Annotated in this window: 9 protein-coding genes and 1 pseudogene; 7 read left to right on the plus strand and 3 right to left on the minus strand. The window is 69.8% G+C overall.

Translation table 11 applies throughout. From position 1 onward, the window contains the following. Window positions 1–21: 21 nt before the first annotated feature. Window positions 22–993, minus strand: coding sequence for an NAD(P)/FAD-dependent oxidoreductase (locus M3N57_02325; protein ID MDP9021536.1), 972 nt, complete (start codon window positions 991–993; stop codon window positions 22–24). A gap of 108 nt (window positions 994–1,101) precedes the next feature. Beyond that, entirely contained in the window at window positions 1,102–1,788 is a 687-nt protein-coding gene (locus tag M3N57_02330; GenBank protein MDP9021537.1) for a metalloregulator ArsR/SmtB family transcription factor, read from the minus strand. Between the two features lie 56 nt (window positions 1,789–1,844). Here M3N57_02330 and M3N57_02335 point away from each other — a divergent pair, with 56 nt between their 5' ends. The 6 genes and pseudogenes from M3N57_02335 to M3N57_02360 all read left to right on the plus strand — a co-directional run bounded on the left by M3N57_02335 (window position 1,845) and on the right by M3N57_02360 (window position 8,816). After that, window positions 1,845–3,236 (plus strand): MBL fold metallo-hydrolase, encoded by a 1,392-nt coding sequence (locus M3N57_02335; GenBank protein MDP9021538.1) that lies wholly within the window; start codon window positions 1,845–1,847, stop codon window positions 3,234–3,236. A 122-nt stretch (window positions 3,237–3,358) separates the two neighbouring features. Then, a pseudogene (locus tag M3N57_02340) lies at window positions 3,359–4,474 on the plus strand (MFS transporter). A 112-nt stretch (window positions 4,475–4,586) separates the two neighbouring features. After that, window positions 4,587–4,778, plus strand: a complete 192-nt coding sequence (locus M3N57_02345; protein MDP9021539.1) for an SHOCT domain-containing protein — start codon at window positions 4,587–4,589, stop codon at window positions 4,776–4,778. A 39-nt stretch (window positions 4,779–4,817) separates the two neighbouring features. After that, window positions 4,818–5,189 carry a hypothetical protein gene (locus M3N57_02350; protein MDP9021540.1) on the plus strand — a complete coding sequence of 124 codons (372 nt, stop codon included), beginning with the start codon at window positions 4,818–4,820 and terminating at the stop codon, window positions 5,187–5,189. Between the two features lie 40 nt (window positions 5,190–5,229). Continuing rightward, window positions 5,230–5,919: an ABC transporter ATP-binding protein gene (locus tag M3N57_02355; protein MDP9021541.1), complete on the plus strand. Its 690-nt coding sequence runs from the start codon at window positions 5,230–5,232 to the stop codon at window positions 5,917–5,919. Further along, the gene (locus tag M3N57_02360; protein ID MDP9021542.1) at window positions 5,916–8,816 is read left to right on the plus strand and encodes an ABC transporter permease; all 2,901 of its coding nucleotides are present in this window, start codon (window positions 5,916–5,918) and stop codon (window positions 8,814–8,816) included. Before M3N57_02355 ends, M3N57_02360 begins: the two co-directional genes overlap by 4 nt. An 808-nt stretch (window positions 8,817–9,624) precedes the next feature. On the opposite strand, the gene M3N57_02365 is transcribed toward M3N57_02360, so the two are convergent. After that, window positions 9,625–10,206 carry a hypothetical protein gene (locus M3N57_02365; GenBank protein ID MDP9021543.1) on the minus strand — a complete coding sequence of 194 codons (582 nt, stop codon included), beginning with the start codon at window positions 10,204–10,206 and terminating at the stop codon, window positions 9,625–9,627. Between the two features lie 199 nt (window positions 10,207–10,405). Here M3N57_02365 and M3N57_02370 point away from each other — a divergent pair. Then, window positions 10,406–10,574: MerR family DNA-binding transcriptional regulator (locus tag M3N57_02370; GenBank protein ID MDP9021544.1), on the plus strand; the 169-nt coding region annotated here is incomplete at its 3' end.

A 10,574-nucleotide genomic window follows, 5' to 3' on the forward strand; every position in this document is an offset into this window, starting at 1 on the left:
CGGGGCTGCCTTACGTGGGCTTCACGGTTGATCGTCCACCTGCTGTGGGGACATCGCTTCGCGGGGAGATGGCGCCGGTGACGGCATGTGCGGAAGCGCCGTGTCCCCGCGGAGCGACCGGGCGCACGCCACACCGGCGACGGTGCCCTCCCCGATAGCCAAGCCCACCAGCTGCATCCCTCCCGTGATGTCGCCCGCGGCGTACACGCCGGGGACGGTCGTCTCGGCCTCGTCGTCGACGCGGACGTAGCCCTCGTCGTCGAGCTGGCACCCCAACCTCTCGGCGAGGTCGGTGACCGGGTCGTGGTCGATCGTGAAGAACCCCATCGTGCAGTCGATCCGCGCACCGCTGCCCAGGCGCACTCCCCGAAGATCGCCGCGTTCGCCGAGGAGTTCAACCGCCCGATCCTCGATCACCTCGATGCCGAAGTGGGCCAGGGCGTCAACTCGAGACTCCCCGATGTCGAGCGGACGACCGTCGGTGATGATCCGGATCTGATCAGCCCAGTCCAGCAGCTCGACGGCGAACCCTGCGACGTGCGGCTCCCAACCGAACACGGCCACCGACTCGCCGCGCGCCTCGAACCCATCGCACGTCGGACAGTGGAAGACGTCGGCTCCGTAGAACTCGAAGAAACGCTCCACGTCGGGGAACGCGTCCCGGACGCCGGTCGCCAGCACGATCCGACGAGCACGGATGCGGTCGCCTTCGACGATCACCTCGAACGCACCGTCGACGAGCTGCTCGGCGCCGATGACACGTCCGCCGGTGACCTCGACGTGTGGGTACTGCCGGAGGTCGCGTCGGCTCCGTGCCCGCAGGTCCTCGGGGTCGGCGGGGTCGTTGGCGAACAACCCATGGACCTGTTCGACCCAGCGGTTGCGGTACTCGCCGCTGTCGACGACCAGCACCCGACGGCGGTACCGGCCGAGCCAGCCCGCCGTCGTCAGGCCGGCTGGCCCACCACCTACGACGACTGCGTCGTAGTCCATCGTGCTCCTAACGGTGTGCGACGCGACGCTAAAGCATCCCTCGGGGTGACATGGCAGGTCGCGTGGTCCGTCGGTCCCACGCCGGGGCTGGCGACGGGGATGGGCTCCTCAGGAGTGTTCGGTCGGGCGGCCTGACCGTTGCCAGTCCGGGTAGCCGTCCTCGAGCCGCCGTGCGTCACGGCCGTGCTGCTTGAGGCGGCGGACAGCTTCGTCGGCGTAGACGCAGTAGGGGCCGCGGCAGTACGCGACGATCGGTACGTCCTCGGGGAGGTCGGCCAGGCGCTCGTCGAGCTCGTCGAGGGGGATCGAGAGCGACCCTGGGATGTGCCCAGCACGATGCTCGGCCGGCGGACGCACGTCGATGACGACGACGCCGCCGTCGTCGTCGAGCCGCTCTGCCAGTTCTCGCCGTGTGACGGTCGCCAGCCGCCCGGTATCGCCGAGGTAGGCCTCAGCGATCGCTTCGATCTGGTCGAGCTGCTTGGTCGCAACGGCCCGCGTGATGCGCCACAGCTCGAACACCTGTGGGTCGGCCAGGCTGTAGATGATCCGGGTCCCCTCCCGTCGCGTGGACACCAGGCCGCTGCGTGCGAGGGTCCGCAGGTGGTGTGACGTGTTGGCCACCGACTGGTCGATCTCGCCGGCGATCTCCTCCACCGAGCGCGGACCCTGAGCCAGCAGCTCGACGATCTCCGCTCGACGCCCATTGGCCAGTGCCTTCGCCACGGTCACGAGCGCCTCGAACAGGGCGTCCTTGGCTGCACGACCGCCAGGTGCGGTCTCGTCGGGGGACACTCACGGCTCCTTCCTCAAGCGTTCGTTTGACGATGGTACCAGCATCCCCTACGTTGATGTTCAAGCGAACATTTGAGGAGAAGGGTTCGGGCATGGTGATCGACGTGCAGCGCCTGGCTGATCCGGGTCTGGGCAACAGCGCATGGCTCGTGGACCTCGGCGACGGGTCCGCGCTAGTGGTGGATCCTTCGCGTGATCCGAGACCTGCGCTCGAGCAGGCAGCGCAGCGTGGCCTGCAGGTCAGTTGGGTCGCCGAGACGCACCTGCATGCCGACTTCGTGTCGGGTGCGCGCGAGCTGATCGGTGAAGTTCCGCATGCGCGCCTGATCGCGGCGGCCGACGCCGACCTGGCCCACCCGCACCAACCCGTCCGGGAGGGCGTCGAGGTGGATCTGGGCGGGCTGATGCTGCGTCCCCTCGCGACGCCCGGCCACACGCCCGAGCATCTGGCGTACCTGCTCGTCGACGACGGCCGAGCGGAGGCGCTGTTCTCCGGTGGCACGCTGATCGTGGACGGGGTCGCTCGTCCGGATCTCATCTCGCCCGACCGCACCGTTCCGCTGGCCCGGGCGGCGTGGCGTTCGATCACCGAGCGGTTGTTGACCCTCCCCGACGATCTCACGGTGTATCCGACCCACGGCGGGGGGTCGTTCTGCTCCGCTGGGTCCTCGGATCGGGCCACGACAACCATCGGGGAGCAGCGAACGTCGAACCCGCTGCTGCAGGTCGACGATGAAGATGGGTTCGTCGAGCGGCTGCTGGATGGCCTGGGAAGCTTCCCGCCCTACTTCCTCCGCCTGCGTGAGGTGAACCGGCAGGGCCCTCGCCTCTACGGCACGGAGATGCCACCGCTGGAGCAGTTGGGTCCGGCCGCGCTCGAAGGGCGCCTCGCCGCCGGTGCGCGGGTGATCGACGTGCGACCCATCGAGCGCTACGCCCAGGGCCACGTACCCGGCTCGCTGTCCATCGAGCTCCGCGACCAGTTCGCCACCTGGCTGGGCTGGCTCGTGGAGGCTCCCGAGACGCCGCTGGTGTTCGTCCTCGACCGCGAACAGGACCGCGACGACCTCGTTCGGCAGTGCCTGAAGGTCGGATACGAGGAGCTCGCCGGTGAGCTCGCCGGCGGGATCGTCGCTTGGCAGGAGGCCGGACACGACACCGCGACCACCGAGCTCACCGACCTCCCGCCCCACGACCGGGTGGTCGTCGACGTGCGCCAACGCTCGGAGTGGGATTCCGGCCACATCCCCGGTGCGACGCACGGCGAGCTCGGCGCGTTGCCGTCGACCGTTCACGGATTGCCCGGTCAGCGTCTCGTCACCCACTGCGAGCATGGGCAGCGTTCGATGACCGCCGCGAGCATCCTCGAGCGGGCCGGACGGCGGGACGTCGCCGTCTTCACCGGCGGACCGGAGGAGTGGCAGGAGCGCGGCGCGGAGTCGGCGTGACCTCGTCCACCTCGGCGCCTGCCCAGTGGACGTCGGACGGCACGCGGCGCGTCTCGCTCGGCCTGCGAGCGAACTGGCGACAGTTCGCCGCCCTCGTGACGGTGAACTTCTTCGTCGGCGGGATGGTCGGACCCGAACGCAGCATCCTGCCGGTCATCGGCGCCGAGGAGTTCGGACTCGCACCGAACGTGGTCCTGTTCGCGTTCATCGCCGCGTTCGGGATCACGAAGGCGTTCGCCAACTTCGTCGCCGGTGTGGCCGCGGACCGCTCGACACGCAAGGCCGTCCTCGTGGTCGGTTGGGTCGTCGGCCTGCCGGTCCCCTTCATCCTCGGCTACGCGCCCTCCTGGTGGATGATCGTGGCGGCCAACGTCCTGCTCGGCATCAACCAGGGCCTGGCCTGGTCGATGGCGGTGAACATGAAGATCGACCTCGCCGGCCCGGACCAACGGGGCCTTGCCATGGGCCTCAACGAGGCCGCCGGCTACACCGCCGTCGGGATCACCGCGCTGCTCACCGGCTACGTCGCCGCTGCGACGGGCCTACGCCCCGAGCCGTTCTGGATCGGCGTCGCCTACGCGCTCGCTGGACTCGCGATGTCCGCGCTCGTCGTGCGCGACACCGGCGACCACGCGCGGCGGGAGGCCGCCCTCCACCACGACGGCGGCGAGACGGCGACGCGCAGCAGCGGGTGGGTGTTCGCGGAGACGTCATGGAAGAACCGCACGCTGTTCGGGGCCTCCCAGGCCGGGCTGGTGAACAACCTCAACGATGGGTTGTCCTGGGGGGTGCTGCCGGTGCTGTTCGCCGGAGCCGGGGTCGGCTTGGCCGACATCGGACTTCTGAAGGCCGTCTACCCCATCGTGTGGGGCCTGGGGCAGACCATCACCGGGCCGATGGCCGACCGTTTCGGTCGCCGACCGCTGGTCGTCGCCGGCATGGTGGTCCAGAGCCTCGGGCTCGCCACCATCGGCTTCGGCATGGCGCGACCGTTCGCGTCCGGCATGGTGGGCACGACCCTGCTCGGCGTCGGGACCGCCATGGCCTACCCCGCCCTGCTCGCCGCCGTGGGAGACACCGCCCACCCGGCCTGGCGGGCGACCTCCGTGGGCGTGTACCGCTTCTGGCGTGACATCGGCTACGCCGTCGGTGCGGTCGTCGCCGGGATCGTGGCCAGTGCCGTGTCGCTGGTCGCCGCCGTGCACCTCGCCACCGCGCTCACCTTCGCATCGGGGATGCTGGCCTGGAGGACCAGCACCGAGACGCGACCGAAGACCGACGCTCCGACGCAGAGAAGGGATACAGATGATGCAGGACGGGATGATGATGGGACCGATGATGATGATCTTCATGTTCATATTCACGGTGCTCGTGCTGGCAGCACTGATCGCGGGGGTGGTCTGGCTGGTCCGCACGCTGAGCGACGGCGGCCGCTCGGGTGCGTCGACCGCCCTCGAAACGCTCGAGCTGCGCTACGCGCGCGGCGAGATCGACCGCGACGAGTACCTCCAGCGCCGCGATGACCTCGAACGGCGCACGTGACGGCTCTCCGCCAGCACACACGCGACGGAAAGGCAGACCTTGTCGCAGCTACCGCTCCATGACGCAGGAGCGTCGTGCACGCTCGATGAGCAGGGCGCGGCGAGACGCAGCGTCGAGTTCGCCAACGTGGTCGAACGCGGACTGCGCGACAGGAAGCGGACCTCCGGCGGCGTCCGGCTCACGTTCGACCGCAAGGAAGGACTCGAGGAGGATCTCCGTGAACTCGTTCGACGCGAGTCTGGGTGCTGCGCCTTCTTCTCCTTCGACGTTGACGTGACCGAAGGCGTCATCGTGGTCGAGGTCGCCGCGCCGGCCGAGAAGGACGCGTACCTGGAGGCCCTGTACCGGGCGACCGAGCCCCGTCGGAGAGGCGACTCCGAGGACGCCACGGCACGAGGCGCCCATGGGTGAGCGCCCAAGCGCGTCTCATGCGGCCACCACGAGGCGCAGCGTGACCCATCCCATCGTGGAAGCCCATGGTGTCGCCAAGACCTACCGGAGTGGGAAGACGGAGGTCCAGGCGCTGCGCGGTCTGGACGTCGTGGTGGCGCGGGGGGAGATGGTCGCCGTCGTGGGACCGTCCGGTTCCGGGAAGACCACGCTGTTGAACTGCCTGTCCGGTCTCGACGACGTGGACGAGGGTGAGGTCTTCATCGCCGGTCGCGACATCCACGCCATGTCCGACCGTGAACGAACGGCGTTCCGTGGCACCTCCATGGGGTTCATCTTCCAGGCGTTCAACCTCGTTCCGGTCTTCACCGCCGCGGAGAACGTCGAGCTGCCGTTGCTCCTCGCCGACGTACGGCCCCGTGAGGCCCGTCGCCGAGCCGAGCAGGTCCTGGCCCAGGTCGGCCTGGCGGGTCGGGTGGACCACCGGCCGGCGGAGCTGTCGGGCGGCGAACAGCAGCGCGTCGCGATCGCCCGGGCGCTGGCGCCCGAACCGCAGATCGTGTGGACCGACGAGCCCACGGGCAACCTCGACAGCGTCACCGCCGAGAAGGTGATGGCCCTGCTCGGGGACCTCAACGCCGAGGGGCTGACGATCGTTCTCGTCACCCACGACGAGTCCATCGCGGAGCGCGCCGACCGGCTGCTGACCATGCGCGACGGCGTCATCGTCGGCGACCAGGCGCGCACATGACGGGCTCGGCACTCGTGGTCCTCGGCGCGCTCGCTGCTGCAGCGGGTGCGGTGGTGGCCGTCACGGCGGTCCGCCACCCCGCCGCACGCCGACTCGGCGTCCGGTCGGCGATGCGGCGTCCCACCGAGACCGCGCTGGTGACGCTCGGGGCCTTGCTCGGCACCGCCATCATCACCGGCTCTCTCGTGGTCGGCGACGCGCTGGAGAGCTCGTTGCAGGCCGGTGCGTTCACCCAGCTCGGTCCGGTGGACGAGACGGTGACGGCACCCGGGCCCGACGCGCTGCCCGCCCTGCGGGAGGCCCTATCGGGACTCGAGCAGCGCGCGCAGGTCGACGGGGTGGCGTTCGGGTGGCGCAGCCGCGGCACCGCCGCTGCCCGCGTCGAAGGCGACGACCCGGCGGTGCAGCCCGACGTCCTCCTGCTGGAGGTCGACTTCGACGAGGCTCGCGAGCTCGGCGACGACCCAGCGGCGACGGGGCTCGACGCCGCGTCGACACCCGCGGACGGTGCGGTGGCGATCTCGGCCGACCTCGCGCAGCAGTTGCACGTCGGCGCGGGTGACGAGGTGACCGTCTTCGCGTACGGCCGCAGTCCCAGCTTCGAGGTCGCCAGCGTCCTGCCGCAGGTGGGGCTCGCCGGCTACAGCACGGGTCTCGGCGCCCGCAGCTTCAACGTCTTCCTGCCGCCCGGCACGCTCGAGCAGCTGGCCGCCACCGGCGAGACGCCGCCGGCGTCCCCGCCGACCTCGCTCGCCTTCGTCTCGAACCAGGGTGGCGTTCTCACCGGTGCGGCGCACAGCGACCAGGTCACCAGCCTCATCGAGCAGCGGATCGCCACGCTGCCCGCAGTGGAGGTCACCGCGAGCAAGCAGGAGCTGCTCGAGACCGCCGACGAGGTCGGCGCGTACCTCCAGGAGTTGTTCCTCGGTATCGGTGCGTTCGCAGTGGTCGCCGGGATCCTGCTGCTCGTCAACGTGTTCGTGATGCTGGCGCAGGAGCGTCGAACCCAGCTGGGGATCATGCGGGCGGTGGGGATGCAGCGCACCGAGCTCGTGCGGGCGTTCTTCCTCGAGGGCTCTATCTACGCGGCGGTGGCCGCGGTGGTGGGCGCCGTGGCCGGGATCGGTGTCGGTGCCGCGATCATCGAACTCGCCAGGGGCCTGTCGGCAGCGCCGGGAGGGTTCACGCCCGACCTGCGCTTCGCCGCCGACGCCAGCAGCGTCGTCGGGGGGCTGTTGGTCGGCCTGTTCATCTCGTTGGTGACCATCCTGGCCACCAGCGTGCGCATCAGCCGGCTGAACATCATCCGAGCTATCCGTGAGCTCCCCGAACCACCGCGGCCTCGGCGGCCGGTGCTCCGCGTCGTCGTCGGCCTGCTTGCCACCTCGCTGGGCGGGGCGGCCACGGTCGCGGCTCTCGCGGCGGAAGGTGGCGTCGGGCTGTTCGTTGGTCCTGCTGCCCTGGCCGGTGGGCTCGTTGCGCTCCTCGGCCCGGTCATCGGTCGGCGCCGCGCGGTCACGGTCTTAGGCGTCCTCGTGGTGGTGTGGGGCGTGCTGGTGCCCACCGTGCTCCCCGACGCGTTCCGCAACGCCGACGTCGTCGTCTTCGTCGTCCAGGGGCTGGTCATCACCGGGGCCGCGGTGATCGTGCTGGCGCGCAACCAGGACAGCGTCGGACGGCTCGTGCGCCGCATGGCCGGCGGCAGCGGAAGCGTCGTCGCGCGACTGGGGCTCGCCTACCCGCTGGCCCGACCGTTCCGCACGACCATGACCCTGGCCATGTACGCGCTCATCGTGTTCACCCTGGTGCTCGTGTCGCTACTCGGCCAGGTGATCGGCGCTCAGCCGGACGTGTTCGCCGACGCTGAGTCTGGCGGGTACGACCTGCTGGTCACCAGCAACGCGAGCGACCCCCTGCCTGCCGACGCCGTACGTGACATGGACGGCGTCGAACTCGTGTCGCCGCTGCGTCACGCGGCGTTCAACGTTGAGTTCCGCCTCCCAGGCGGCGAGGACTTCCGCCGCTGGTTCGCCTCCGGCTACGACCGCCAGCTACTGCGAACCCGACCGCCCGCTCTGGACCGGTGGCTACCCAGCCTCCCCGACGAGGAGACCGTCTGGGAGCACGTGCTCGACGACCCCTCGACCATGATCCTCGATGCCGAGTTCCTCCAGCAGGCGGGCTCCAACGAGTTGGTGCAGCTCGGCGACACCGTCGACGTCCGCGACCCGCTCACCGGCGAACGAGACGAACGTCAGCTCGTGGGGATCACGAAGGGCGGGCTCGCCTTCTCCGGCGCGTTCATGTCCGAAGACAGCCTGGTGGCCATCCTCGGTCCCAAGGTCCCCGCTAACCGGCTGTACGTCGCGGTGGACGAGCAGGCCAACCCGCAACGGATCGCCACCACCCTCCAGCAGCAGCACATCGACCACGGCGTCGAGGCCCGCAGCTTCCGAGCCATCGTGACCGAGCGGCAGCAGCAGAACCGCCAGTTCATGCGCATCCTGCAGGGCTACCTGATGCTCGGACTCCTGGTCGGGATCGCCGGCCTGGGCGTCGTGATGGTGCGTGCCGTCCGGGAACGCCGCCAGCAGATCGGTGTCCTGCGCAGCATCGGAGTGCAACCCGGCACCGTCGGACGCTCCTTCATGCTCGAGGCCGCGTTCATCGCTCTGCAGGGCATCATCATCGGAACCGTGCTGGGCGGCGCGACCGCCTACCAGCTCGTCAGCAACGCCGCCGCTTTCGGGGGACTCGAGGTGCGCTTCCAGATCCCGTGGATCGAGATCGCCATCCTCCTGGGCATGACGCTCCTGGCATCGATCGCGGCAGCAGCCTGGCCAGCACGCCGGGCCAGTCGGATCCGACCCGCAGTGGCACTACGAACCGTCGAGTGAGCAGCAGCAAGTCGACGTCGCGCAGGCTCCCGCGCCCTCTCCGGCTCGCCCCGCCCCCGTCGATGATGCAACGTTGGAACAGGCCGCCGCGTCTCACCCCGTGGAGCGCCATCGTCCCAGCGCGGAGATGAAATGACCAACCGACGTCCGCTCTTGACGCTCATCGTGTTCGCGGTCCTCCTGGCGAGCTGCGGACGCGCGAGTCCCTCGGATCCCGATGGTCACGCCGGGACTGCAACGGCGGCGTCTTCCCCTGCCCATGCCGTCGAGCGTTCCGACTGGAGGCTCGCCGAACCTCCCGATGGCAACAGGCTGAGGGTCGTCGTCCCCGTCCCGAGCGCGGTCTCGTGCGGTTCGTTCGATCATGTGGACGTGTCAGAGACCGCCGACAGCGTTTCGATCGAGACCTTCGTCCGGCGTCGGATACCCGGCGAGGACGAAGGCTGTACCGATGACCTCGCGTTCGAACAGATCCCCGTCGATCTCGAGCACCACCTCGGCGAACGCCGACTGGAGGGATGCGATGCACCTCCAGAAGGCGACGTCTACTTCAGCCAGTCGGTCCCACCGGAAGGGTGTGTGGAAGCTGTCCTAGACCGGTCCTAGCCCGGTACCTAGCGAGTGAATGGCCGCCGTTCCTCACCGTTGCCACGCGCCGGCCCAGGTCAGAGTCCGAGCCGTTGCTGCAGGATCCGGCGTGCTGCGGGCCCGTCAGACGCCCTTTCGATGGCGTGCGCGACGGCGCTACGGCAGTCGGCGCTGTCGAGATGGCGGAGGGTGTCCTTGACTTCCGGGATGGCCGCGCGGGTCATCGACAGCTCGTCGATGCCCAGACCCACCATCGCGGCGGCCAGACGGGGTCGCTGCCGGCTTCGCCGCAGATGCCCACCCAGGCGCCTGCCGCGTGCCCCGCGTCGATGACGTCGCGGATGAGAGCGAGGACGGCCGGGTCGCAGACGTCCTGGAGCTCGGGGACTTCGGCGTTGAGCCGGTCGGCGGCGAACAGGTACTGCAGCAGGTCGTTCGTGCCGATGGAGAAGAAGTCCGCGTGGGGGGCGAGCCGTCGTGCGGCCAGCGCGGCGGACGGCACCTCGATCATCACCCCGACCTCGATGTCGTCGAGGTCGACCGTCTCCTCGTCGGCGACCTCGGTGAGGATCCGCCGGGCCTCGACCAGCTCCCAGACGGCGGACACCAGCGGGAACATGATCGCCAACCGCCCCGACCGCTCCTCGGCGACCATCGTCCTGGCGTGCAGCAGAGCGCGGAGCTGGTCGCGCAGTAGGGCGGGGCGCTTCAGGCTGAGGCGGATACCGCGCACCCCCAGCGCGGGGTTGTCCTCGGGGTCACGTTCGACGAAGGGCGGCGGCTTGTCGGCGCCGACCCACACGTCTGCTCGGTGGCGCGGACGGCGAGTTGCGCGGGAGAGACCCGGCCGCGGGTGAACACACTGGCTGTGATCGAGGACCTCGATCTGGCGGAACCCGTGTCGTTCACCGTGGCATCCGCCGCACCGAACCCTCACGTTAGTGGAGGTTTTCAGGGTAGGATCGCGGATGCACGTCGGACGAGCAGCCGGGGGAGCGCGCATGGTGCAGGACGCCACCCATCAGATCGGCGAGGTCGCCGATCGGGTCGGGTTGTCGTTGCGCACGGTGCGCTACTACGAGGAGGTCGGGTTGATCGAACCGTCGGACCGCACGGCCGGCGGGTTCCGGCTCTACACCGACGATGACATCTCCCGACTGGAGCTGATCA

This window comes from Actinomycetota bacterium (assembly GCA_030776725.1).
In the GTDB taxonomy this organism is placed as follows: Bacteria; Actinomycetota; Nitriliruptoria; order Nitriliruptorales; family JAHWKO01; genus JAHWKW01.

Bases quoted from the DNA above. Each gene is read 5' to 3' on its own strand.
- M3N57_02325 (MDP9021536.1), bottom strand. From the start codon at position 993: ATGGACTACGACGCAGTCGTCGTAGGTGGTGGGCCAGCCGGCCTGACG.
- M3N57_02335 (MDP9021538.1), top strand. From the start codon at position 1,845: ATGTTCAAGCGAACATTTGAGGAGAAGGGTTCGGGCATGGTGATCGAC.
- M3N57_02345 (MDP9021539.1), top strand. From the start codon at position 4,587: ATGTTCATATTCACGGTGCTCGTGCTGGCAGCACTGATCGCGGGGGTG.
- M3N57_02360 (MDP9021542.1), top strand. From the start codon at position 5,916: ATGACGGGCTCGGCACTCGTGGTCCTCGGCGCGCTCGCTGCTGCAGCG.